Origin of the sequence: Sutcliffiella sp. FSL R7-0096, from assembly GCF_038595065.1 — a bacterium.
Classification (GTDB): domain Bacteria; phylum Bacillota; class Bacilli; order Bacillales; family Bacillaceae_I; genus Sutcliffiella_A.
Window position 1 is genome coordinate 2,729,035 of the sequence record NZ_CP152003.1, and the last position, 23,189, is coordinate 2,752,223.

A 23,189-nucleotide genomic window follows, 5' to 3' on the forward strand; every position below is an offset into this window, starting at 1 on the left:
TTTTATTTTCTATCCTATGAGTAATGAGAAATTAATTTGCGTGGAAAGCTAAGTCAAGTAAAGGAGGGAAAAAAATGAGTCGTGGAAAAAGCTTTAATCATAAGAAAAAAGGGCATGAACCAACAATAGGTGCAATGCCTGCCGAGAAGAAGGTCTTCGAAAAGGTAGAATATGCAATTGAGCCTGTCGCAACTGCTGAGGACCGACCAGTAAGCAATAAAGCAGAAAAGGATCGCTCATAAGTAATAAAAAAAGAAGCCTGACCTATTTCTTGGTCAGGCTTCACCATCATTTTATTTTGATAGGGTATCATTCAATACATATCTAATGGATTGTAGCATGCCCTTAAACCGTTTTTCGCGCGTATCAGGATAGAAACACTGTACAGACACCATGTTTATGTTTTCTAAAGTACTGTCTATCTGCTGGGTATGGATGTTCTTCGGCTTTTCTGTCAAAATCCACTCTTTAACCGTTTTTTCCCACTGCTGTACCGTTGCATAAACTTCATCAGCAAAGGGCTTTACCGTAAGAAAAAAATCGGGATCTTCATTCTTTTCTCTAGTTAAATGAAATATTTCTTCCACCCTGTCCAAATAACCCAAAATTTGAGCAGATTGTTTATGAACACTCTTTTGATTGCCAGACATTATACCTTCACCTCTAGCAATACATATTACCATATCTTCTTATACAGAGTAAGCGTTCTGGTTAAAGTTGATTGCTTTTGGGGCCGGCAACTTTGACATACGATGTTCTGCCATCACTTTTTCCACTTCATCCAATGTCACGTGCAGGCGATTAATCTGATGTTTCATTACCTCTTCCATTTCTTCCCGCTCTATTTTAAGTGAACTTGACATCGTCTCTTCCAATACATCCATTTGAAGCATCATTTCATGGAACAAGTCCGTAATCTCACTTCTAGAAACCAATACACTGGACATACGAAATCCCCTCCATACTTTGTTAGTATATAATTTCTCCGTTTCAATCACTCTACCTTCCTGTGTGACAAAACTAGAAGCAATTCGTCAAAGAAAGTGTTTATTTGCAAATCCCCTTCCATTTTTCGCATGAATCCACGCCAAATAGTGAAAAATACTTATGAATGATAATGCAAGGAGGAGTTTTTACCATGTCCAAACAACAGAAAAATCAGCAACAACAACGTAAAAACCAAGTGGAAAGCGCACCTGGGCAAGAAGACAAAAAACTAAAAGGGCCAAACCGCCCTTCGACATGATGTACGAAACATGAAAACAGCTCCTCTAACGGGAGCTGTTCAGTGTGTAGACAAAGCTTAAAATAATGAAATTCTCAGTTGATCGCAGTGGAAGGAGCGAAGACTCCTGCGGGAGGAAAGGACATGGAAGACCCCGCAGGGCGTAGCCCGAGGAGGCTTCCGGACTGCCCGCGGAAAGCGAAGCTCCTGCAACGGAGATCAACTCTTCCAACAGATAACCTAACTAGTTTATAGTTTGTCAACAGTCTAAACAGCTCCTCTAACGGGAGCTGTTTTTTATAGCCAGCTTTTTAATGCAATTAGGCTGTGCATCTGATGTTGTTTATGGATAAACCATTTGGTAATGTCCATTTTTCCGTTTATTACTGGGGATATTGGTTTTCTCCATTTCGAAATATGCTTGGCCTGTCCAAAAACCCAATCATTCTGCGTTTTTACTTTTTCATGTGGGATGACGGGGTATACCCCCCTAAGAAAAGGTGTCTCTCTATAAGAATTACCATGTAAATATTGTTCATAATCATAACGAGATCCGGTATGTTCGGTTTGCAGGGAAAAGTTATAAAAGGAATCTTTGAGTTCATCGAAAAACAACAATGCAGCCAATTTCTTTCCAAGCTCAATTCTATTATCAAGTTTTTGAAAACCATGGACAGAGTAACCATATAACCTGCCCTCAAGTGTCGGAAAGATGACACAACTGAAATGTCCCATGTCCTGGAAAGCATATACACTTGTACCAAATACTTTTCTTTTTATTTTTTTATTTTGTAAAACTGGTTCTTGTATCAAATTTTGTTCATTGATGATCAAGGATGTCATCAATCTTTCCTTATCTCCTTCTTCCCAAAAACATTGCCATTCTGCTTCCATAAAGCAAGATACATTAAATTCTTTCAATAAATGAAAAAACGGTCTGTTATAATGAAGGGATAATTCATATAGTAATAATTGTGGATAAGCATCATTAAAGATTAGCCAATTGGCCATCTCGTACGTAAGAAATATGGGGAAACGTTTTTGCCAGTCCAATGCAAGAGAAAACCATCTTCCTTGAAGATCCGTCATATTCCATCCGGCATTTCGGGATACCATGCTCGCCAAAAAGGCCCATTTGATCTCGGGATTTCTATTAAAATAGGCGGCATATGCTTTAGTACGGGAGATATTATCGAGATTGTATTTTGCTGTATTTTTTTTAATAGTAGTGATAAACTTATTTTCTTGAAAGGAGTGCTTATCCTCCTCCCTTCTTTCATTTATCTGCGAATATAAAGAAACATGCTTCAATGCTATTGACTTCCTTTCATCAACAATAAGTGACAAAGATTACGAAAAGATGACGTTTTTTTCTAATATAAGATTAGTTTTAGTCTAGAGGGGGAAATTTATGAATATCCGATACCCTAACGGTAAGGTTTTTCAGGCTAATAGCAATGTACCTTCTAAAAAAACTGGTCCTACTTTGTATGGCAATCGCGGAATGAGTTTAGAGGATGATCTTCACAATTCCAATTTGTATTATCTTCATCAAGGAATAGCAGTTGTCCATAAAAAACCTACGCCAATTCAAATAGTGGATGTTCATTACCCAAAAAGAAGTGCTGCCGTGATTAAAGAAGCCTATTTCAAACAGGCATCGACTACAGACTTCAATGGGGTATATAAAGGAAGGTATATCGATTTTGAAGCGAAGGAGACAAAGAACAAGACCTCCTTCCCCCTTCAAAACTTTCATGAACATCAAATTCAACATATGCGGCAGGTTGTGAAACAAAATGGAATCTGTTTCGTCATATTAATGTTCAGTATTTTTAATGAAGTGTATCTGCTACCAGCTGAGAAACTATTTCATTATTGGGAAAGGAAAGAATCCGGGGAAAGAAAATCTATTACAAAACTTGAAGTGGAACGTGATGGATACTTGATTCCACAAGGCTACCAGCCTAGAATCGATTACATTAAAATTATTGACATGTATTATTAAAAGCCCTGGAATATCTGTTAGAGTAAAGAAAGGCAGGTCTGAAACATGACTGAAAAGTATCAATCAAGAGAACAAAGAAGAAAAGCAATGGAAGAAGAGAGAAATGCCAAGAACGGAACAAAGAAGAAAGGTTCCAAAAAAGGGCTTTTCAAAAAGATATTTTTATCCGCACTTATTATTGGACTTGTTGGCTTATTAACCGGTATAGGAACATTCGCTTATTATGTGCAAAGTACCCCACCTTTAGATGAAACGTTACTTAAGGTTCCTGTTCCATCAAAAGTTTATGGAATGGATGGGGAGTTAGCGGCAGAGATTGGTGGCCATGAAGCAAGGGAATATGTAGATTCAGATGATATACCAGATCTTGTGAAAGATGCTTTCCTTGCAACAGAGGATGTCCGATTTTATGAGCATAACGGAGTGGACTACCGACGACTCGCGGGGGCTGTATTGGCCAACGTGACAAGAGGATTCGGTTCCGAGGGTGGTAGTACCATCACTCAACAGCTTGTAAAACTATCTTTCCTTTCCACGGATAAAACCCTAAAACGTAAAGCACAGGAATTTTACCTAGCTTATCAATTGGAATCTCGTTTTACTAAAGACGAAATATTAGAGATGTACTTAAACCGTATCTATTTTTCTAACTATGCTTATGGAATTTCCAATGCTGCAAATAATTATTATGGCAAAACTTTGGACGAACTTGAGTTACATGAAGCTGCCATGCTTGCAGGACTTCCTCAGAGTCCAAACAGCTATAACCCTGTAACAAATCCTGAAAATGCCGAAAAGCGACGTAATATCGTCTTAAGCCTGATGGTGAAACATGGCAAGATTACACAGGAAGAAGCCGATGAAGCAAGAGCAACACCTGTTGATGCCACGCTCACCGACGATGTAGAAAAAACGAACTACTCCAACAAATACAACGCTTTTATTGATCGGGTCATTGAAGAGATCTCGGATCAATTAGGCGATGTCGACCCTCAGGCGGATGGATTGGAAATTTATACTACCCTAGATGTAGATGCACAAGAAGAAGTGGAATATATTCTGTCAGATGAAAGTGGTATTCCACACCTAGATAATGAGGACTATCAAGCTGGCATCGCTCTGATAGACACACAAAGCGGTGAGATTCGTGCAATTGGTGGCGGACGCAATCATATGAAGACAGGGACAAACTATGCCACAGACATCAAAGTCCAGCCTGCATCCGCAATCAAGCCGATACTGGATTATGCACCTGCTATCGAATATTTGGATTGGTCCACCTATCATCAGATCAATGATGAACCATACAAGTACTCATCTGGTACCGAGCTGAACAACTGGGACAACAAACATAAAGGCTATCTAAGCATGAGACAGCATTTAGCGGACTCCCGAAATATCCCTGCACTAAAAGCCCTGCAAGAAGTTGGCCTTGACCGCGCTCGTGATTTCGCCGTTAAATTAGGGATCCCCCTAGAGGAAGAAATCAACGAAGCTTATGCGATCGGTGGATTCACAAATGGTGTGTCGCCTCTTCAAATGGCTGGAGCTTACAGCTCATTCGGTAGTGGCGGGGTTTACACGGAACCTTTTGCTGTAACCAAAGTTGTCTTCCAAGACGGTACAAGTGTCAATTTAAATAAAGAATCAGAAGTTGTCATGAAAGACTCTACAGCGTTTATGATTACAGATATGCTGAAAACATCTGTCAGAAGCGGCTTAGCTACCGCTGCAAACGTACCTGGATTAAATATTGCCGGTAAATCAGGTACGACCAACTTTTCAAAGGATACTATCAATGAATTTGGTATTCCAAACGGCGGTGTCCCTAGTACATGGTTTGCAGGTTACACTCCAAGCTATACTGCTGCAGTTTGGACCGGTTTCAGAAGAACAGGCGAAGACAATTATTTGCGCCCTATTGATGGTGTGAATCAAGATCAGTACTTGTCACGGATCATCTTCAAGCAATTGATGGAGAGAATTTCCACTACAAGTGAGGATAAAGCTGACTTCCCTGTTCCTAACAGTGTCGTGCGTGTCCCAATCGAGAAGGGCTCGAATCCCCCATTAAAAGCGAGCGAGTTTACTCCTTCAGATCAGATTACGAACGAATACTTTGTTAAGGGAACAGAACCTACTCAGGTCTCAAAAGAATATGACAAGCTTCCTACCCCTACTGGCTTTACAGCTCAGTATGATGAAGAAGCAAATGTCATCAATCTAAACTGGCAGTATCCAGAAGACCGCATCGAGGGTGTAACCTTCGTCATTAACGTAGCTGTTAATGAAGGCTCCCCTCAACCATTGACGGAAACGAAAGATCTTGGATTAGTTGTAGAATCACCAGACCCTGGGGCAACATTCACATTCGAACTGATTGCCGTACAGGATGAAAACAATGAAAACAGAAGTGACGCAGCTTCTCAAACCATTACCATTCCTGAAGCTGTAGAGGAAGAGGATGAAGATGAAAGCATCATCCCAGAAATTCCAACTCCTCCTGGTGACGGTGAAGAGCCTCCTGGGGATGGCGAAGAGCCTCCTGGTGACGGTGAAGAGCCTCCTGGAGATGGCGAAGGGCCACCCGGCGACGGCGAGGAACCTCCTGGGGATGGCGAAGAACCTCCTGGTGACGGTGAGGAAACAGACGGTACCAATACACAGAGCAACACCAACCGTAATGGACAGGGTCGTGGCAATAATAATGACTCTGACGACAACGACTAATACAAAAGTAAGAGGCTACCAAATACATGGTAGCCTCTCAGTGTGTAGACAAAGCTTAAAATAATGAAATTCTCTAGTTGATCGCAGTGGAAGGAGCGAAGACTCCTGCAGGAGGAAAGGACATGGAAGACCCCGCAGGGCGTAGCCCGAGGAGGCTTCCGGACTGCCCGCGGAAAGCGTAACTCCTGCAACGAAGATCAACTCTTCCAACAGATAACCTAACTAGTTTATAGTTTGTCAACAGTCTGAGAGGCTACCAAATACATGGTAGCCTCTCAGTTTATTTTTGTAACGCTTTGCTTTTATAAAAGAGCTTGGTGCATTCTGTAAAAAGTTGTTGTAATTGAATGTAGGCATGAAACAACTCCGGTTTTTTTATGATAAAGTCAAGCCTCTCCTCTACATTCACTGGCTTCCACTTTAACAACTGAACGTCTCTTTTCCAATCATTTATACTTCTGACAGGCTGTCCATTGATCCAAAACTGCATTTGGAGATACCATGCTATGGCAGGTATCATCTGATTCTTCGCTGCTTTCCGATCCCTTTTTTCATGCAGGCTGTTGAGGATGTTCTCCTTTGCTTTCCAGCTCATTAGGATTAGGGGAATACTATCACTTGTATTCTCCCAAGGTAGACCATGTGGGGCAGCCCCAAGGTAGTAGGCAATATCATATTTAAAAGGGACGTTGATGATAGCCTCCAAATCAAATGGAGTGATAGGGATGGAGTCCTGTTTGGTATAAAAGTAAGGATGGACAAACGCCTCAGGAATCTTCATTAACCCACCTTCTTTTTCATTCTCTTCTTTCCTTCTCTACACATCTCCAGTAATGGACAACTATCACACTGAGGATTTTGGGCTTTACAATGATAACGACCAAAGAAGATAAGGCGGTGATGAGTAGCGGACCATTCTTCCATTGGAATTTTTCTCATCAGTGTTCTTTCCACTTCCAACACACTATCTTTCCATTTGCAGATCCCCAGTCGTTTGCTAACTCTTTCAACATGGGTATCCACTGCGATAGCCGGTACACCGAAGGCTACGGATACCACTACATTAGCCGTTTTTCTTCCTACTCCAGGTAATTTAACGAGTTCATCCCGCTCTCTAGGCACTTCCCCTCCATAGTCTTCAAGTAACATATGACATAGACTGCGAATGTTCTTGGCTTTGTTTCTGAAAAGACCGATGGAACGGATGTCCTGTTGCAACTCTTCCAACGAGACAGCAAGATAGTCCTCAGGTTTTTGATATTTTTCAAACAAGTTTTTTGTCACTTTGTTGACGAGTGCATCTGTACATTGGGCTGAAAGTGCTACAGCAATAACCAGCTCAAATGGATTCTTATGATTTAGTTCACAATGGGCATCTGGAAACATTTCACCCATGACCTCTACTACCTCTTTTATTTGTTTCAGGTTTAACATCTGTAGGTCCTACCTTTCCCTATTGATTGAAAAAGGAACACGCAATTCTTTCATTACGTGTCCCCTGTTGTTAATCAAGCCAGTTATAAAATGGAACCGTGTTGTTGCTCGACTTATTTGGTGGAACAGAAGTAGGCTTGTGCTGAGTCTTACGAAACTTTTTGCCATACTCATTTGCTTGGTTGATTGTTTTTATTCCGTTCTTTTTCCATTCGAATAAAATACGATCAATATAGCGGAAATTCAATTTCCCTGATATTACCGCTTCTCTAAGCGCAGCTTTTATAATAGTTGGATCATGGTGATCTTGGTCCATCCACATATTTAATGATTCACATTCAAAGGGAGACAAAGGTCTTCCAAATTCCTGCTCAAACACCGTATACAAGTTTATTTCATGCTCATGGTACGACTGTTGAGCGGCTTGCTTGTTCTGGTCCATCATAAAGTGAATCATTTTTTCCCAGAGGGGTTGGAGAGAATAGCGTTCGTATTTGATGGAGTATTCATCCATTTCATCACTGATGGATACATACCCTTTTTGGAGTAGATGACGCAGTATTTCCATACACTCAGTAGGGTCTATCGTCATCTTATCTGCGATTTCCATTGGGGTTGGAAAAATTATTCCGCTTTCCACAAAAGAATGTACATGTAGGAGAAGTAAAAATTCTTTTTCATTTAGCCCAAGTTTGACATAATTATTTAATAAATATTTAGGGACGGTAAGGTTCCCTTCTTCCATAAATTCAATAAATTGCTCTTTTTTCATTTGAGACACCTCTCCGATAAGTATAACAAATTTATAGGACATCTTCATAGGGGAATATTTTTCAAAGCGAATTAAAAAAAGCTTTTGGTGGAGGAGGTTAATGATTGGTAAATCAAAACAACCTGGTTAGCTCAAATGTCCGAAGAATTTCTATTCTTGTCCGAAGTTTTCTTGAAGTTGTCCAAAGATTTTGCATTTTTGTCCGAAGTTTTGGAAAACTTGTCCGAACCGAAAAAATCAATGTCCCAAGGCCTAGTAAAAGTTGTCCTAACAGTTCTGCCATTTGTCCAAACCTAAGCTAATTACAGCATTTTTTTGTCCGAAGGAAGAAGAAAAATGTCCGAACAATATTTTCATCATAAAAAACAGGCATTTCCTTATAAAAATTCATTATTTTTACCCAGCGAACACCAAAAACCACCTCAGCAGCTGAGGATACAATTTTGCCACCTCATACAATACCCCAACAACAAAAACAGGCACCCGCAAAAACGGGTGACCCATCATAATCAAAAATAATATTACGGATACAAGCGGTTAAGCAACCTTGGGAATGGAATAGCTTCACGTACATGCTCTGTTCCACTGATCCATGCGACAGTACGTTCCAAGCCAAGTCCGAAGCCTGAGTGAGGCACGGAACCGTATTGACGAAGTTCCAAGTACCATTTATAAGCATCAGATTCTAAGTTGTGCTCTTTTAATCGCTGTTTCAATAGTTCATAATCATGGATACGTTCAGATCCACCGATAATTTCGCCATAGCCTTCTGGTGCAATCAAGTCTGCACACAATACCACGTCATCTCGCTCTGGATGTGGTTGCATGTAGAAAGGTTTAATTCCTACAGGATAGTGCGTGATGAATACAGGCATATCATAGCTCTCTGCAATCGCTGTTTCATGAGGAGCACCAAAATCGTCGCCCCATTTAATATCGTCAAAGCCCTTCTCATTCAAGAATTTAATGGCATCGTCATACGAGATTCTCGGGAATGGAGCTTGGATCTTTTCAAGCTTTGATACATCTCTGTCCAAAACTCCGAGTTCCAATTTGCAGTTCTTTACCACCGACTGAACAATGTATGAGACATATTGTTCCTGTACAACAAGGTTGTCATCGAATTCGTAGAACGCCATTTCCGGTTCGATCATCCAGAATTCGATTAAGTGGCGTCTGGTTTTGGATTTTTCCGCACGGAATGTCGGACCAAAGGAAAATACTTTCCCTAGTGCCATCGCTGCCGCTTCCATGTAAAGTTGTCCACTTTGTGAAAGGTAGGCATCCTCATCAAAGTACTTGGTCGCAAAAAGTTCGGAAGTCCCTTCTGGCGCACTTCCGGTCAGGATTGGCGGATCCACTTTGGAGAATCCATTATCGTTAAAGAATTCGTAAGTTGCACGAATTACTTCATTTCTGATTTTCATGATGGCATGCTGCTTTTTGGAGCGTAACCATAAATGACGGTTATCCATAAGGAATTCTGTACCGTGATTTTTAGGAGTGATAGGATAATCCACCGCTTCATGGATGACTTCCACTCCTGTAACTCCTAATTCGTATCCAAATGGAGACCTTTCATCTTCTCGCACAACACCTGTAACATATACGGATGTTTCTTGAGTAACAGTTTTAGCTGCTTGGAATACAGACTCGTCCACTTCCGCTTTCACAACTACTCCTTGAATGAAGCCTGAACCGTCCCTTAGTTGTAAGAAAGCGATCTTTCCGCTTGATCGTTTGTTGGCAATCCAAGCACCGATGGTTACTTCTTCTCCAACATGTTTATGTACTTCTGCTATCGTTGTTTTCACTTCTTTGTTCCCTCCAACATTGTTCTAGCTAATATATTTACACATTTATGTACATATCCTCTATTATACAAGCCTGTAATATCGTAAGCAAACACTTTCTAAACAGAGAAAGGCTAAGTAATGTTACTTAGCCTTCCGACACCTCTAGAAGATAAGATTTGCAAATAACCGTTAATTTCCGATCCAGGCGCTTCGCTTTACACGGGTGGTCCGAAAGCCTCCTTACTTCGTTGCGGGGCTTCCAGTCCCTTCCTCCCACAGGACAAGGAAGGCTCCGAAAGCGATTCATCGGACGAAGAAAATGCGTTAGCATTTTCGAGGATCTGCGCGCCTTCCACTGCGATCAACTTAAAGGCTTTGTTATGTAGCCTTTACTTTTGCCATGTAGTTTGCGATTCGTTCCACGGCACTTTCGAGTAAGTCGAGGCTTGTGGCATAAGATAGTCGGACATAGTCATCCGCTCCAAAGCCGGAGCCTGGAACAAGCGCCACTTTTTCCTCTTCCAGTAATGCTTTTACAAAGCTGTCGACATCGTCAAAACCTGCCATTTTAGCCGCTTCTATCGCTTTTGGGAAAAGATAGAAGGCTCCTTGAGGCTTAAGGCAATGGAAGCCAGGAATCTGATTCAGCTTATCAAATATGATATTCAGCCGTTCTTCAAATGCTGTTCTCATCACTTCTACATCATCCTGTGGCCCTTGATACGCAGCAATCGTTGCATACTGTGAAATGGAGGTAGGGTTCGATGTGCTGTGGCTTGCCAGGTTCGTCATCGCACTGATAATGGTCTGGTTACCGACTGCATATCCGATTCTCCATCCTGTCATGGAGTGTGATTTGGACACCCCATTGATTATGATTGTTTGATTTTTGAGTTCTGGAGACAGTTGGGCAATGGAGACATGCTTGTTTCCGTCATATAGAAGCTTTTCATAAATCTCATCAGAAACGATCAAGATGTCATGCTCTAGGCATACTTTCCCTAACTCCTCAAGTTCTTCTTTACTGTAAACCATTCCTGTGGGATTGCTTGGGGAGTTCAATATTACCGCTTTTGTCTTGTCCGTGATCGTTGCCTTTAGTTGTTCAGCTGTAATTTTAAATTTATTCTCTTCCTTACCTTCTACATATACAGGGACACCTTCAGCCAATTTCACCTGCTCGGGATAGCTGACCCAATATGGAGTAGGGATGATTACTTCGTCCCCCTCATCAAGGATAACCTGGAACAACGTATAAAGAGCATGTTTAGCACCGATACATACGATTACCTCGGAAGGCTTATAAGTTAGCTCCTGATCACGCTCAAGTTTGCTGATTATTTCCTTTTTCAAAGCCGGTAATCCACCAGAAGGTGTGTATTTTGTAAATCCTTTATCCATCGCTTCTTTGGCGGCTTCCAAAATATGAGCAGGTGTATTAAAGTCCGGCTCCCCTGCACCAAGTCCAATTACATCATGACCTGCATCCTTCAATTCCTTCGCTTTTGCCGTGATTTCCAATGTCGTTGATGGTGTTAGTGTTGATACTCGCTTGGCTAATTTCATCTGTACTTCCTCCCACTACCATTAAAAGATTATTCGTTGAAAGTATTCTCCATTTTCATATTTGATGTAATGAAGATTATATTGATCATTATTATCTTTGAACTTGATTTCCCACAGTGGCGTATTCTTTTCCATTGCCAACATAACGGAAATGATTTCTTTTGGTTCCCTGTCTGTTTGAAGGTAATTGAGCACTTCTTGATGAGGGATGCCGTCCTGCGCCTTCGCTAAATGGACAATTTCATTTTCCTCATTCACCCATGCAACCATCTCTTCCTTTTCCTCATTGGTACCTTGCACGATGATGTAAGAATGAGTTCCATTGTATGTTGTAACTTCTTCCACGGTATTCAGACTTGCTTCCTGCTTTGCAATTTCTGTTGCACGCTCCATCTCCTCCTTAACAGGAGACATAGCTGTTAGGTATATACTAATGACTTGCCACAAAATAATAATGGCAATCATGACAATGCTGAAGATAATCCACTTTTTCATTTCATCACTTCTTTATGTACGATATATTGTAAAAACTGCTTTTTCCTGGTTCTCCTGATCAAGTGCAAGACCAAACATTAGATTTTCTCTTTTTAACGTTCTGTTCAATGTATCCACAATCTTGTACAAATCGGATGAATTCTCCACTGTTACGGTTGATAATATTTCGATTTTGCTTTCCATCCCAAAATCCTCCTGCGTCCAAACAATTTTTGTTACTCATACTCACCCTTAGAGTCGGTTAGAATATAAGTACTGAATCACCTATAGTGTTCAAACACATTATAACAGTTTCTATTCAGTTTAGTACATTGATGTACATGAATGTATAAAATTTTACTCCTATCCCACACCAGCTTGAGTGGTGAATCTTTCTAAAAGGAAGATTCACCCTTTTTTAGGACATGGATCTATATGCATCAAGTGTGATCGTAAACACCTGGTAATCATGATCTTTTGCCTTCACAGAAATATTACCCACCTGCCGCGTCTGATAAATATCCATCCACGTCTCGTGAAGACGCTCCAACACGTCTGTAATACCTTTTTGGTCGTCCTTATAAAATACAATGGCCACTTGTGGGTCACATTCCTCTAGAAAAGCTTCCGTTGTACCAGAAGGGTTTCCAAAGTCCCCCACCTTGAGAATGTTCACCACACTCAAATCTTTCTTTTCCATTAGTTTATTTTCCACTTTTTCCATTGCGCTTGTCATGTAGAGAATATTTGTGCCCTTATATTCCAGCAAGATATCCATGGTAAAATGATCATCTTTATTACCCTTGCTTAATAATTCACAATTTAGACCCTCGAATAGTTGTGTCATATCCCCCTCTGCCCATGTCACATTCTTCATTTGTAATGGAGAATCCATGGAAGCATCGGGTAGCACGATATTGTGAACTTGTACATTTTTCACAACACTTTGAAGATTACCGATATACTCATCTGTTTCACTTGTGACGATAACGGTTTTCAGTTCATCCACACCATATATATCAAGGTAATATAATAGCTCTTCCCCTGCTTCCGGTCCGCCGGTATTTAGGAGGATATTATCTCCTGTACTTGATTGTATCAATGTACTTTCCCCCTGTGACAGGTCAAAAAATGTGAAGGCTATTTCATCTTTGGATAAATTCAAGTTGATCTTTTCCACATCATGTGGAAGTTCGGGCTGAAATATCCCCCAATTGAACAGCAAAATACAAATGGTCATCAAATTCCACATTAAATTCATCCATTCCGCTTCTTAGTTATGTTTATACTGTATTAACCTAACTAAAAAGGAACTAATTAATACTATTCAATATGGAAAAAAAAGAATCTTTTTTAACGATGGCATTCGGAATGGCATCTATAAACGAACTACCGTACCGTTTATCCACCACTCTTCTGTCAAAGATAAATATATCCTTTGAACGCCCTTCTTCTAGAAACACCCCTATCATTTTCTTGAAACTCAAAACGGCCATTGGCAGGGAAACATCTGTAAAGGAATTTCGCCCTTGACCTTCCACATTGGAAATTCTCGCTGCCATCACCGGTTCATCCATCGCTTTAAATGGTAAACGTATTACCACTAATGTGTCTATTTGCTCATCATTCAAGGATACATCTTCTAAAAAGCTGTTAGACACTAAGAGAATGGCTTTTTCAAAATTAGAGGATGCCTTCAGAATCTTCTGTTTGCCACCGGTCATGCTACTTTGACTAACAACCACTGTTTCCTCGGAATTAGGAAGAGACTTGATTTCCTGGTATACGGCTGCTAACATTTCAAGCGAAGAAAATGTGACAAGGATCCTCCCGCCCTTCTCAGCAAGTAACTCTTTTATCTGAATACCCGCCATTTGTACAAACATTTCATTCTTTCCCCTTGTGATGGTAGGCATGTCTGTAGGAATATAAACTCCCGGATACCCAACATCACCATTAGCTTTATAAGTAACTGTTTTAGGATAGAAGTCGGTCAACCCTAGTTCTTCAATCATATAGTCAAAACGGTCATCCACACTCATTGCCTGTGAAATGAATAGGATACTGCTTTTTTTCTGATAGAATTTTTCCGCCAAGCTCTGCGAAATATCGATGGGTTGTTCATAGATGGTGACTGAATTCTTAGCACCTTTTGCAAGAACATCAAACCATGTCAATGCATTGATATTTCTTTCAAATAAGAGCGAATAAAAGGTGTCCCTCATTTTTTTCAAAGGAAGTAGGTCGGACTCTTGATGTGTCCCCACTTCTACCCCACGCTTTTCCAATGAATGAAGTACCTCTGTTAGTTTCATGCTGAGACGCTGTGCGGCTTCCAAGACAGCAAACCAGCCAGGAGAATTCTCTTTCAATAAATCAAATCTATATATGGCTCTTTGCTTCGTTTTCTTTGTCCTTGAAAGACAATAGCTTCTAATCATCCTGAATGCTTCATCGAGCTCTTCTTTTGCTTGCGTTACAATAGGTGTCTCCTTTAGTTTCGTTAATGCAAAGTATATATCAAGATAGCTTATTTGCTTTCCAAGAAACCTGCTGACATTTTGTTGAAAGAAATTAGCATCCTCTACAAGAAAATAATCTAAATGCTTAAAGACATCAGGCTTCCAAATCTCCTTCGCAAGAAATTGATGGTTGGTAAAAATAACATAGGCTCCGTCCATTTTCTTTATGGCACGACGATAAAAGCAAAAATCATCTTTTTCTTTTTCCTGATTCCTATCGAATGTACAGTTTATCTCATCCCATAACAACCTTCCGCCTGAAGACAGAGAAAGCTCCTCCATATCGCCTGTTTCAGTTTCCGTCAACCAGACTAATATCTGTGCTTTTGTTAGTACAGCGTCATAATTGTCATCTTCCTCTTCCAGGGTAGCAGAGAATCTCGGTAAGCTAAGATAATAATACTTCCCTTTTACTTCAGTAGTAATGAACGCAGAGCCTGATGTATTGGTAGGGACCAACTTTTCAAACATTCGTTTTGTATCCGACCTCACAGAAGAGATGCCAACCTGTTTGTTTTTATTGAGTGCAAACACCAATGCTCCCAATACATGATTTATTTTCTTTGCTTCTGAAGAAGGGAGTTCCAGTAATCCATGCTGCCTTGAGTCCAGAAGAGTACTCACATCATTCCCTAACGGCAGCATAAGAGTGGTCAAACGTTCCAAAATATCGCTTCTAAATTGGGCTTTTTCCATCAAACTGTATTCCCTGATTTTTTTGACCACCAGCTTATTTTCATATAGCACATATTTTTCTGAAGTGGTTCCTCCTTGTGATTGAAATAAAAGATGGATGTCACTTTTCATGGTATGTAGAAATGTATGTAATTGCTTGATTGTGATGGAAGGAAGCATATTAATCTTCTCTAATAGCTTTAGGAAAATAATAGCGGTGGCTTCCGCATCGCTGTCTGCTCTATGTGGATTATCATGATCCAGCTGATAATAAATGGATAGGTCCGTCAATTTATAGCTTTTCTGTGTTGGTAGCAGAATCCTGGCTAGTTCCACTGTATCATAGGTGTTTCCTGAGAAAGCTGGAAAGCCACTTGACCTCAGTTCATGTTGTAAGAAAGAAAGATCAAACGGGACATTGTGTGCCACCAAAGAGGAGCCTTCAAGCATTTCATTCAACATCGGTGCGATCTGCTGGAAGGTTGGAGCACGATCAACCATTTCCTGTTTTATATTCGTTAACTGCTCAATAAATGGAGGAATGGCACATTCAGGATTTACAAAGCTCGAAAAACGCTCCACTATTTCGCCTTCTTCAATCAAAACAGCGCCAACTTGTATTATTTTGTCATTTTTTTTCGGGGAATTCCCTGTCGTTTCCAAGTCGAGAACCACAAATCGCTGTTTCATTTAACTACACCTCATTACATCTGTTTAAGCATATATAAAAGGTACCATAGACACCCAATGAAAGTAATATGTATTTTTATTTTTCCCATAGAAGGAATAGAAAAACCCCCTATTCATAAGGGGGAATACAAATTAATACTAACAGTTGACCTCCGTTCCTCGGACTTCGCTTATCCAAAGGGCGGTCCGGAATCCTTCTCGGCAAGCCTAAAGGCCACTGAAAAAAGTACTTTATTCTTACGATTTGTAACATACCGCTGTTAATCTCCGCAAACGGCTACTCTTTCCGCAGGGCGACCCAGAGCCTCCTCGGGCTGCGCCCTGTGGGGACTCAAGATTGTCGGTATCCTCCGAGCGGGAGTTTTCACCTTTTGCTCCAATTAACTGCTAGAAATCATTAGAACGATAAGTTAATGGTTTTTCAGTGGCCTCGCTTCGCCTGCGGGATTTTCCATTCCAACCTCCCGCAAGAGTCTTCGTCCGTTCCACTACGGTCAACATGGTTTCTTCAATCAAGAAGTGCTACATTATAGTAGCAGCCGGCTCTGTGCCTAGCATCTCTACAATTTCGTTGTATTCATTCATAACAGCAACCTTGGGTTGATGTTCTTTTACTTTTTCCTCTGCCATCATTGCATATGATAGGACGATAATGACATCGCCTTCTTGAACCAACCTCGCTGCAGCACCGTTAAGGCAGAAGTCTTTACCACCTCTTTTACCTGGAATGATATAGGTTTCAAAGCGGGCACCATTGTTGTTATTTACAATGTGGACTTTTTCATTAGCTACCATGCCAACTGCATCCAAGATATCTTCGTCGATTGTAATGCTTCCTACATAATTCAAGTTGGATTCTGTTACTCGTGCACGATGTATTTTTGCATTCATTAAAGTACGAAACACTTACTATTCCCCCTTATTATATGAAAAGACAATATTGTCAATTAGTCTTGCCTTAGAGAACTTCACTGCCAAGGCTATAATGATGTTCTTTTCCTCTATTGGCGCTTTTAGCTCGTGAAGAGTAGGGTAGGCGTATACTTCCACATATTCTACTTGGGCTCCAGTATGAAGGGTGATATAATCTTCCAAGTCCTTCTTCACTTTCAGGATATCTTTTTGTCCTTCAACCACTTTCTCTTTTCCAAGGATGAGCGCTTTATACAGGTATGCAGCCTTCTCTCTTTCTTTATCGCTCAAGTACACATTTCGCGAGCTTTTCGCCAGTCCGTCTTCCTCCCTGACCGTATTCACACGCACCAATTCAATTGGTAAATGATAATCATTTATCAGTCCGTCAATTACTGCCACTTGTTGTGCATCTTTCATACCAAAATAAGCCCTGTCCGGTGACACAATCTGAAACAGCTTCATGACGACGGTTGCCACCCCATCAAAATGTCCTGGACGATGCTTTCCACAAAGAACATCAACACGCTTCTCCACTTTGATGATGGTTGTCCGCTCTTCTTTGTACATTTCATCCACACTAGGATAGAACAGATAGTCCACTCCAAGATTGTTCGCAATTTCTTCATCCCGTTTTCTATCTCTCGGATAAGCATCAAAGTCTTCATTCGGTCCGAACTGCAACGGATTGACAAAAACACTCAACACGACAATCTCATTATTGTCCCTTGCTTTCCTCATCAAGGTCTGATGTCCTTCATGCAAAAAGCCCATCGTGGGAACAAACCCTATCCGCTTTCCTTTTTGCTTCTCTATTTTGATGACATGTTGCATGTCATTAATTCGTTTTACAATCTCCACGCTGATTATCCCCCATATAGTCGATGCAATGTTTCTTCTTTCATAGTAAAGCTGTGTTCCACCTTAGGAAATGCTTTATCTTTGACTTCCCCTACATATTGACGCAAGCCGTCCTTCATCAACGTTTGGGAGTCGGCATATGATTGTACAAACTTTGGAACACGGTCAACGCCATATTTGACCACGTCATGGTACACCAGTACCTGACCGTCCACTTCAACACCTGCCCCTATTCCGATTACAGGAATGGAAAGCTGTGCGGCAATATCCCTTGCAAGCTGCTTTGGCACGCATTCAAGTACAAGTGCCATGGCACCTGCTTCTTCAGCAGTTCTTGCATCCTGTATCATTTTTTTGGCGCTTTCCACATCTTTCCCTTGGACTTTATAACCTCCGAGGACTCCCACTGATTGAGGAGTAAGACCAAGATGTGCCACTACCGGAATCCCTGCACTTGTCAGAGAGGAAATGACATGGAAGACCTCTCCCCCACCTTCCACTTTAAGGGCATGAGCTCCAGACTCCTGAACAATCCTTTTGGCATTTTGAAGGGTGTTTTCCATAGAAAGATGGTACGACATAAATGGCATGTCTGTTACAACAAATGTGGAAGGTGCTCCACGTTTTACTGCTTTTGTATGATGGATCATATCATCGACTGTCACAGGTACAGTGGATTCGTATCCAAGGACAACCATCCCAAGGGAGTCCCCTACGAGAATCATGTCCACTCCTGCTTCTTCTGCTAGCTTGGCGGATGGGTAGTCGTATGCCGTCAACATGGCGATTTTTTCATCATGCTTTTTCATTTTCAAAAAATCCGACGTAGTTTTCATTTTCCTTCCTCCTTTTTGATAAGGAGAGGAAATGAACCGAAAAAATCCTTCTTTTGCGCATGCGAAAGAAGGATGGTTGTATAGCATAATTAAACAAATTCAGTTCAATCCCTCTGTCCCAGTCCTTTGGATCAAGGCAGATATTTGGTTGGTTTACTTCTTCACTCAATAATTCAACAGGTGCAGTTCTATTAGATACTGCCCATCATCACTATTATAGAATATATTTGGAAAAGATGCTATGATTAATCGCTTCCAATTTGAATATCCGCTGAATGAATATAATGAATCTCTTCTTGGTCATCTTCTAGCATCAGAACTCCATCATCTGTAATCCCAATTGCCCTACCCTCTAAAGTGCCTGATATGGTACGGGCAATGATTCTCTTTCCAATACTGACGGCATATGACTCCCATAATAACTTTATTGGGTAAAATCCATGCTCTAAATACTTATGGTATAAATTCTCAAACTTCAATAAAATCGTTTGAATGAGCTCGGCACGATTTACAGATTCACCAAGCTCGATAGAAAGAGAGGTGGCAATGGAGTGAAGTTCTTCCGGGAAGTGCTCTATTGCTTGATTTACATTGATTCCCGTTCCGATTATAACGGAATTTATTTTGTCCGCCTCTGCTTGCATTTCCGTCAGAATACCCACGGTTTTCTTTTTGTTAATCAAAATGTCATTCGGCCATTTTATATCCGGACGTAAACCTGTGACCTCTTCAATGGCTTGAGTAATGGCTACTGCCGTTAAAAGTGTCAATTGAGGGGCTTTGGCAGGCGGAAGATTGGGACGGAGGATCAGACTCATCCAGACACCTGTGTGCTTTGGGGAATACCATTCCCTGCTCAACCTTCCCCGGCCGGCGGTCTGTTCTTCAGCAACAATTAAGGTTCCTTCCGGTGCGCCGTCATATGCTAGTTGATGCGCGATCCTTTGAGTGGAAGTGACTGATTCCTCAAAATGGACCTTCCGCCCGAGAACTTCCGTTTTCAATCCCAATGAGATTTCATTGTGGGAGATCTTATCAGGAATCGTTTTAATTCGATATCCTTTTCTCCTCACTGCCTCGAGCTCATAACCCTCCTGCCTCAAGTCTTCTATATGCTTCCACACTGCAGTCCTTGAACAGCCGAGTTCTTCGCTAATCTTTTGGCCAGATAGGAAGTCCCCCTCTATTTCTGTAAACATTTTCAATAGTTTTGATCGTATTTCTGTAGCCAATTACAAACCCACTCCTTCAAAGCCGCTCTTTCATTTTGTGTTTCCTCATGTATCAATGCCAATTCCAAATCCTGATAAAGCATGGCTATCCATTTTCCCCGTTTCTCTCCTGCGATATTTATAAGGTCATTACCATCGAAAACGATATCTTTCAAACTGTGAATTGGCAGGGAGTTGTATATTTTATGGATATGGACACTCATACCCTGTTTATCCCATCCTAGGACATTCAATACTTGTTGAGCCTCTAAAGATTGCTCAAGACCTGATCTGTAGATGACTTCCTTTCCCCATCCCCTCAGTTTGACCTCTTCTATCACCTTCAAATTCTCTTGAACAGCCTTCGTCACCTTTTTCGGCAGCTTCCAACTGTTTAAGAAACATCCCACCTCATCCACTTCTAAAACAATGACCAACAATGTCCATAGAGCTGAACGGCTTTGAAGTTTATATATAGGTAATGTAGCAATCTCTCGCAAATGATTGCCCTTCTCTTCAAGATGAGGGAGGAATGAATGAAGCCCAGTTGTCACCAAAAGTTCCAGCGCATTTTTTACACCTTGTCCCTTTAGTAGCTTTTCCATTTCCATCGTTTTCCTTTCAACGGAAACCATCTCCAAAAGGGCTTGATCTTTTTGTATACCGAGTAACGTATCCGTTTCAACGGAAAAGGACAATTGACTGGAAAAGCGAACCGCACGCAGCATTCGTAAGGCATCTTCTTTGAACCGCTCTGTAGCTTTCCCTACTGTCCGAATAACACTTTTTTTAATATCACTTTCCCCATAGAAAGGGTCCAGTATCTTCCCATTCTTGGTCATGGCGATAGCGTTCATGGTGAAGTCCCTGCGTTTAAGATCTTCCTCCAAGCTTTTCACAAATGTCACGGTGTCAGGATGACGGTTATCGGTATAGGTTCCATCTGTCCGAAACGTCGTCACCTCATAGCTTTCCTGCTCTGATGTCACGACGATAATGGTTCCATGCTCTGCTCCGACATCTATCGTTTTTGGAAAAATAGCCTGAATTTCTTTCGGAGTGGCAGAGGTTGCAATGTCTATGTCACCTATTATTCTATTCATTAAGGTATCCCGAACAGAGCCCCCTACAAAGTAAGCTTCATGTCCGTTATCTTCTAAACGTTCGATAATTAGAATACCTTGATGGAAGGCTTTGTGCATCGTTTCTCCCTCAACTTTCACTTGGGTTATCGATTAATTGCTTGTACATATCTTCGTACTGTTCTACTATTCTTTGTGAGCTGAAGTGTTCTTTTACTCTTGAAATGGCATTCCCCGCAAATTTAGTATGTAAAGTGGTATCTCCCAATATCTTTATGGCATTTCTGGAAATATCCTCTACATCTCCCACATCACTAAGATAACCTGTTTTTCCGTTATCGATTACTTCCGGTATACCGCCGATCTTTGTCCCAACAGATGGAACGCCACACGCCATCGCCTCGAGTAGTACAAGGCCGAAACTCTCTTTTTCAGATAAAAGAAGCATAAGATCACTAATGGAGTACAAATCTTCCAGGTTCTCTTGCTTTCCAAGAAACAACACTTTATCTTTAAGCCCTAGTTCTTTTACAAGGTTACATACGACCGATATTTCAGGTCCATCTCCGACAAGCAGCAACTTGGATGGAATCTGCTTTTCAATAAGGTGGAAGGATTTCACCACATCTTGTACACGCTTCACCTTACGGAAATTAGAGACATGGATGACGACCTTCTCAGCTTCTGAAATACCGTATTGTTCCTTCAAGTCCTGTGTATCCTTTTTAAAATACACCCGTTCATCAATAAAATTATAAACCGTTTGAATTGCTTTTTTAGGGTGAAGTAAATCGTATGTCTGCTGAACGAGTGACTCGGATACCGCTGTCACCACGTCAGACCCCTCGATACCAAATCGAATCATGTCGTTGAGAGATGGATCGTAACCAAGTACCGTAATATCTGTCCCATGGAGGGTCGTCACAATCTTCAATTTATCGTCTGTCATTTTTTTTGCCAGATACGCACACACAGCATGTGGAATTGCATAGTGAACATGTAATAGATCCAGTTTTTCCCGTTTGGCTACTTCAGCCATCTTACTTGCCAATGCCAGATCGTATGGTGGATACTGGAAGACAGAATACTGGTTCACCTGCACCTCATGATAATAGATGTTACTATACACTTTGTTTAGTCGAAATGGCATACTCGATGAGATGAAATGTATTTCATGCCCCTTTTCCGCTAAAAGCTTCCCCAATTCGGTTGCAATTACCCCGGATCCGCCCACCGTCGGATAGCAGGTAATGCCGATTTTCAATTTCAATTAAATCCCACCTAATAAATCATAATTAAGGACAATTGGTCCTTTTGCAAAAAATCCTTCTGCATACATAGAACCAATCTGTTTTCCGTATGCACGTTCCCGACTGATGACCGCCTCCACATACCCGTTGGTCAACGGTGTGTCCACTCCTTCGGGGTTTTTCTCAAACTGGCTTGTGTAGGCTTCAAGCGCCTTTGTCTTTTTCTCGATCTGACTAGATATATCTATATAGAATTCCGGCTTATGTAACCCATTTATCTGATAAAAATAAAGGTTTTCAGGTTTATGTGCATTTTGCGCCTTAGAATCTTCCACACGCTTGATACCAGAGGAAAATACAGCTTCCTCCACCAACTTGGCACAATTTCCATGGTCAGGATGACGATCCTCGAAAAATGGTGCAAAGACAAGGCGTGGCTTGTATTCCCGGATGACAGAAACAATCTCAAGTATGTATTCTTCTTTTATGAAAAGGCCCCTATCCGGCAAGGAAAGCTGAATGCGTGCATCCAACTCAAGAATCCTTGCAGCATCACTTGCTTCCTTTTGCCTAATCTCAACGGTTCCATTGGATGACCTTTCCGCATAGGTCAAATCACAGATACCGGTTTTATAGCCCTGTTCTTTGTATTTTGCAAGGGTACCAGCCATTCCAATCTCCACATCATCCGGATGGGCCCCAAATGCCAGGATGTCCAGTTGATCAGTCATCGGTTTCTGCTTCTTTGCCATGAACAATTTCTCTCCAACCAAGCTCTCCCCTTGAAAGCCCATTGATCAATATCTCAGCTGTTCCCATATTGGTTGCAAGCGGAATGGAATAAACATCACACAGTCGTAGCAAAGCCGTAACATCTGGCTCGTGAGGCTGAGCAGTCAATGGGTCGCGGAAAAAGATGACCATATCCATTTTATTCTGGGCAATCAAAGCCCCAATTTCCTGATCGCCTCCAAGTGGTCCGGATTGGAATCTATGAACAGACAGTCCAGTAGCTTCTGAAATTCTTAAGCCTGTCGTACCTGTAGCAAAAATCTCATGTTTTTCTAGAACCGTTCTATAGGCTGTCGCAAATTGAATCATATCCGGTTTTTTCTTATCGTGTGCAATTAACGCTACCTTCATGA

The 23,189-nt window shown here is 41.2% G+C and carries 24 protein-coding genes; 4 read left to right on the top strand and 20 right to left on the bottom strand.

Annotation, left to right across the window (positions count from 1 at the left end):
- The first annotated feature begins 74 nt into the window (after window positions 1-74).
- Window positions 75-242: a hypothetical protein gene (locus MKY77_RS13915; RefSeq protein WP_237664521.1), complete on the top strand. Its 168-nt coding sequence runs from the start codon at window positions 75-77 to the stop codon at window positions 240-242.
- A 51-nt stretch (window positions 243-293) separates the two neighbouring features.
- Here MKY77_RS13915 and MKY77_RS13920 read toward each other — a convergent pair whose 3' ends face one another.
- Entirely contained in the window at window positions 294-650 is a 357-nt protein-coding gene (locus MKY77_RS13920) for a YppE family protein (RefSeq protein ID WP_339146463.1), read from the bottom strand.
- 39 nt (window positions 651-689) lie between these two features.
- The gene (locus MKY77_RS13925; protein ID WP_339146464.1) at window positions 690-947 is read right to left on the bottom strand and encodes a hypothetical protein; all 258 of its coding nucleotides are present in this window, start codon (window positions 945-947) and stop codon (window positions 690-692) included.
- Between the two features lie 191 nt (window positions 948-1,138).
- Between MKY77_RS13925 and MKY77_RS13930 the strand changes: the two genes are divergently transcribed.
- Window positions 1,139-1,246, top strand: a complete 108-nt coding sequence (locus MKY77_RS13930; RefSeq protein ID WP_207556230.1) for a spore protein — start codon at window positions 1,139-1,141, stop codon at window positions 1,244-1,246.
- A gap of 276 nt (window positions 1,247-1,522) precedes the next feature.
- On the opposite strand, the gene MKY77_RS13935 is transcribed toward MKY77_RS13930, so the two are convergent.
- On the bottom strand, window positions 1,523-2,572 hold the full coding sequence (locus tag MKY77_RS13935; RefSeq protein ID WP_342515361.1) for a DUF2515 family protein: 1,050 nt from the start codon (window positions 2,570-2,572) through the stop codon (window positions 1,523-1,525).
- A 64-nt stretch (window positions 2,573-2,636) separates the two neighbouring features.
- On the opposite strand from MKY77_RS13935, the gene recU reads away from it, so the two are divergent.
- Together recU and MKY77_RS13945 are read left to right on the top strand one after the other, a co-directional pair.
- On the top strand, window positions 2,637-3,233 hold the full coding sequence (recU, locus tag MKY77_RS13940) for a Holliday junction resolvase RecU (protein ID WP_339146466.1): 597 nt from the start codon (window positions 2,637-2,639) through the stop codon (window positions 3,231-3,233).
- 45 nt (window positions 3,234-3,278) lie between these two features.
- The gene (locus MKY77_RS13945; protein ID WP_339146467.1) at window positions 3,279-5,963 is read left to right on the top strand and encodes a PBP1A family penicillin-binding protein; all 2,685 of its coding nucleotides are present in this window, start codon (window positions 3,279-3,281) and stop codon (window positions 5,961-5,963) included.
- 280 nt (window positions 5,964-6,243) lie between these two features.
- Here MKY77_RS13945 and MKY77_RS13950 read toward each other — a convergent pair whose 3' ends face one another.
- From MKY77_RS13950 to mgsA, 17 genes are all read right to left on the bottom strand, one after another.
- Window positions 6,244-6,744 carry a YpoC family protein gene (locus MKY77_RS13950; RefSeq protein WP_339146468.1) on the bottom strand — a complete coding sequence of 167 codons (501 nt, stop codon included), beginning with the start codon at window positions 6,742-6,744 and terminating at the stop codon, window positions 6,244-6,246.
- A complete protein-coding gene (gene nth / locus MKY77_RS13955; RefSeq protein WP_339146469.1) occupies window positions 6,744-7,397 on the bottom strand; it encodes an endonuclease III in 654 nt (217 codons plus the stop codon). The genes MKY77_RS13950 and nth overlap by 1 nt, the downstream gene beginning before the upstream one ends.
- Window positions 7,398-7,467: 70 nt before the next feature.
- Window positions 7,468-8,169 (bottom strand): DnaD domain-containing protein, encoded by a 702-nt coding sequence (locus tag MKY77_RS13960; protein ID WP_339146470.1) that lies wholly within the window; start codon window positions 8,167-8,169, stop codon window positions 7,468-7,470.
- 521 nt (window positions 8,170-8,690) lie between these two features.
- A complete protein-coding gene (gene asnS, locus MKY77_RS13965) occupies window positions 8,691-9,983 on the bottom strand; it encodes an asparagine--tRNA ligase (protein ID WP_339146471.1) in 1,293 nt (430 codons plus the stop codon).
- 360 nt (window positions 9,984-10,343) lie between these two features.
- The gene (locus tag MKY77_RS13970; protein ID WP_339146472.1) at window positions 10,344-11,531 is read right to left on the bottom strand and encodes a pyridoxal phosphate-dependent aminotransferase; all 1,188 of its coding nucleotides are present in this window, start codon (window positions 11,529-11,531) and stop codon (window positions 10,344-10,346) included.
- A gap of 21 nt (window positions 11,532-11,552) precedes the next feature.
- Window positions 11,553-12,026: a DUF5590 domain-containing protein gene (locus MKY77_RS13975; RefSeq protein WP_339146473.1), complete on the bottom strand. Its 474-nt coding sequence runs from the start codon at window positions 12,024-12,026 to the stop codon at window positions 11,553-11,555.
- Between the two features lie 12 nt (window positions 12,027-12,038).
- Entirely contained in the window at window positions 12,039-12,209 is a 171-nt protein-coding gene (locus tag MKY77_RS13980; protein WP_082153472.1) for a YpmA family protein, read from the bottom strand.
- A gap of 214 nt (window positions 12,210-12,423) precedes the next feature.
- Window positions 12,424-13,266, bottom strand: coding sequence for a hypothetical protein (locus MKY77_RS13985; RefSeq protein WP_339146474.1), 843 nt, complete (start codon window positions 13,264-13,266; stop codon window positions 12,424-12,426).
- 52 nt (window positions 13,267-13,318) lie between these two features.
- Window positions 13,319-15,892: an exonuclease domain-containing protein gene (locus MKY77_RS13990; protein ID WP_339146475.1), complete on the bottom strand. Its 2,574-nt coding sequence runs from the start codon at window positions 15,890-15,892 to the stop codon at window positions 13,319-13,321.
- 522 nt (window positions 15,893-16,414) lie between these two features.
- Window positions 16,415-16,798, bottom strand: a complete 384-nt coding sequence (gene panD, locus MKY77_RS13995) for an aspartate 1-decarboxylase (RefSeq protein ID WP_339146476.1) — start codon at window positions 16,796-16,798, stop codon at window positions 16,415-16,417.
- 3 nt (window positions 16,799-16,801) lie between these two features.
- The gene (gene panC, locus MKY77_RS14000; protein ID WP_339146477.1) at window positions 16,802-17,665 is read right to left on the bottom strand and encodes a pantoate--beta-alanine ligase; all 864 of its coding nucleotides are present in this window, start codon (window positions 17,663-17,665) and stop codon (window positions 16,802-16,804) included.
- A gap of 5 nt (window positions 17,666-17,670) precedes the next feature.
- Window positions 17,671-18,501: a 3-methyl-2-oxobutanoate hydroxymethyltransferase gene (panB, locus tag MKY77_RS14005; RefSeq protein ID WP_339146478.1), complete on the bottom strand. Its 831-nt coding sequence runs from the start codon at window positions 18,499-18,501 to the stop codon at window positions 17,671-17,673.
- A 245-nt stretch (window positions 18,502-18,746) separates the two neighbouring features.
- On the bottom strand, window positions 18,747-19,700 hold the full coding sequence (locus MKY77_RS14010) for a biotin--[acetyl-CoA-carboxylase] ligase (RefSeq protein WP_339149821.1): 954 nt from the start codon (window positions 19,698-19,700) through the stop codon (window positions 18,747-18,749).
- Window positions 19,701-19,702: 2 nt separating this feature from the next.
- The gene (locus MKY77_RS14015) at window positions 19,703-20,914 is read right to left on the bottom strand and encodes a CCA tRNA nucleotidyltransferase (protein ID WP_339146479.1); all 1,212 of its coding nucleotides are present in this window, start codon (window positions 20,912-20,914) and stop codon (window positions 19,703-19,705) included.
- Between the two features lie 10 nt (window positions 20,915-20,924).
- Window positions 20,925-22,064, bottom strand: coding sequence for an N-acetyl-alpha-D-glucosaminyl L-malate synthase BshA (gene bshA, locus MKY77_RS14020; RefSeq protein ID WP_339146480.1), 1,140 nt, complete (start codon window positions 22,062-22,064; stop codon window positions 20,925-20,927).
- Window positions 22,065-22,775 (bottom strand): bacillithiol biosynthesis deacetylase BshB1, encoded by a 711-nt coding sequence (gene bshB1 / locus MKY77_RS14025; protein ID WP_339149822.1) that lies wholly within the window; start codon window positions 22,773-22,775, stop codon window positions 22,065-22,067. It abuts the gene before it with no gap.
- Window positions 22,768-23,187, bottom strand: a complete 420-nt coding sequence (mgsA, locus tag MKY77_RS14030; protein ID WP_339146481.1) for a methylglyoxal synthase — start codon at window positions 23,185-23,187, stop codon at window positions 22,768-22,770. The genes bshB1 and mgsA overlap by 8 nt, the downstream gene beginning before the upstream one ends.
- Between the last annotated feature and the right edge of the window lie 2 nt (window positions 23,188-23,189).

Bases quoted from the DNA above. Each gene is read 5' to 3' on its own strand.
- MKY77_RS13920 (WP_339146463.1), bottom strand. From the start codon at position 650: ATGTCTGGCAATCAAAAGAGTGTTCATAAACAATCTGCTCAAATTTTG.
- MKY77_RS14010 (WP_339149821.1), bottom strand. From the start codon at position 19,700: ATGTTTACAGAAATAGAGGGGGACTTCCTATCTGGCCAAAAGATTAGC.
- MKY77_RS13925 (WP_339146464.1), bottom strand. From the start codon at position 947: ATGTCCAGTGTATTGGTTTCTAGAAGTGAGATTACGGACTTGTTCCAT.
- MKY77_RS13990 (WP_339146475.1), bottom strand. From the start codon at position 15,892: ATGAAACAGCGATTTGTGGTTCTCGACTTGGAAACGACAGGGAATTCC.
- nth (WP_339146469.1), bottom strand. From the start codon at position 7,397: ATGTTAAACCTGAAACAAATAAAAGAGGTAGTAGAGGTCATGGGTGAA.
- MKY77_RS13970 (WP_339146472.1), bottom strand. From the start codon at position 11,531: ATGAAATTAGCCAAGCGAGTATCAACACTAACACCATCAACGACATTG.
- mgsA (WP_339146481.1), bottom strand. From the start codon at position 23,187: ATGAAGGTAGCGTTAATTGCACACGATAAGAAAAAACCGGATATGATT.
- panB (WP_339146478.1), bottom strand. From the start codon at position 18,501: ATGAAAACTACGTCGGATTTTTTGAAAATGAAAAAGCATGATGAAAAA.
- MKY77_RS13945 (WP_339146467.1), top strand. From the start codon at position 3,279: ATGACTGAAAAGTATCAATCAAGAGAACAAAGAAGAAAAGCAATGGAA.
- MKY77_RS13915 (WP_237664521.1), top strand. From the start codon at position 75: ATGAGTCGTGGAAAAAGCTTTAATCATAAGAAAAAAGGGCATGAACCA.
- recU (WP_339146466.1), top strand. From the start codon at position 2,637: ATGAATATCCGATACCCTAACGGTAAGGTTTTTCAGGCTAATAGCAAT.
- MKY77_RS13980 (WP_082153472.1), bottom strand. From the start codon at position 12,209: ATGGAAAGCAAAATCGAAATATTATCAACCGTAACAGTGGAGAATTCA.
- MKY77_RS13960 (WP_339146470.1), bottom strand. From the start codon at position 8,169: ATGAAAAAAGAGCAATTTATTGAATTTATGGAAGAAGGGAACCTTACC.
- MKY77_RS13930 (WP_207556230.1), top strand. From the start codon at position 1,139: ATGTCCAAACAACAGAAAAATCAGCAACAACAACGTAAAAACCAAGTG.
- bshB1 (WP_339149822.1), bottom strand. From the start codon at position 22,775: ATGACTGATCAACTGGACATCCTGGCATTTGGGGCCCATCCGGATGAT.
- MKY77_RS14015 (WP_339146479.1), bottom strand. From the start codon at position 20,914: ATGCACAAAGCCTTCCATCAAGGTATTCTAATTATCGAACGTTTAGAA.
- MKY77_RS13975 (WP_339146473.1), bottom strand. From the start codon at position 12,026: ATGAAAAAGTGGATTATCTTCAGCATTGTCATGATTGCCATTATTATT.
- MKY77_RS13950 (WP_339146468.1), bottom strand. From the start codon at position 6,744: ATGAAGATTCCTGAGGCGTTTGTCCATCCTTACTTTTATACCAAACAG.
- MKY77_RS13985 (WP_339146474.1), bottom strand. From the start codon at position 13,266: ATGAATTTAATGTGGAATTTGATGACCATTTGTATTTTGCTGTTCAAT.